1 protein-coding gene is annotated in these 702 nt (G+C 41.6%); it reads right to left on the bottom strand.

The window, feature by feature from the left end:
- Window positions 1-518, bottom strand: a 518-nt coding sequence (locus A3762_RS01650; protein ID WP_156493123.1) for a hypothetical protein, incomplete at its 3' end; no start/stop codon positions are given.
- Window positions 519-702 lie beyond the last annotated feature (184 nt).

Genomic DNA, 702 nt, shown 5'->3' on the forward strand with positions numbered 1-702 from the left:
TCATACATGCTTTTGCGAACACTTGGTTCAAGCTTCAGAGCTTTCTTAATTCGATCATCCTCAATCAGAAGCACTAGCTCTTTCATTTCTTTTTGTAGGTCTTTCCAGTCTTCGGGTTGCCATTTTGATGCCTCTAACTCAACCAGTAAGTTTCGATGCTTTACGAAGTCTTTCAGATTTCTTTCGACCGCAGCTCTGGTGAATTGTGCTTTTTCTAAAAGTTTTCTAGCAGCGATAGTTGCTTGTGCAACTGACGGTTGTTTGTCTCTAGGATTGTTCAGAGATCGCTCAGCATCTTTTAAAGCTCGTGTTGCTGAGGAATAGTATGTTGGAGAATAGAACTCCAAACCTAGGTTCTCTGGTCGAGCAAACAATTCCGCTGTCCGTTCATACATTGCCCTCGGGTTATCTTGCTCGACTTGTGATGTTTCAATGCTTTGGTAGTCATTCTCTGGTTGAGACGCACAAGCTCCAATTAGTAGTGCGATAAGAACGGGAAGTAGGCGTGAGATGATCATGTTTGTTTAACTTTGAATTGTTTTGGCGAATTGTACGCAGGTTTATAATTTTATTGTGTGATTCATCGGTAAGTTTCTGAGTTCGTTCTTACACGAATCGTGTAAATAGTTTCTGGAATTGCTAAGCGTTTGATGCACGTAGTCTATTGCAGTCTTGGTACTGTTCTGCAGGTCATTGCCCAAG

This window comes from Oleiphilus sp. HI0125 (assembly GCF_001635355.1).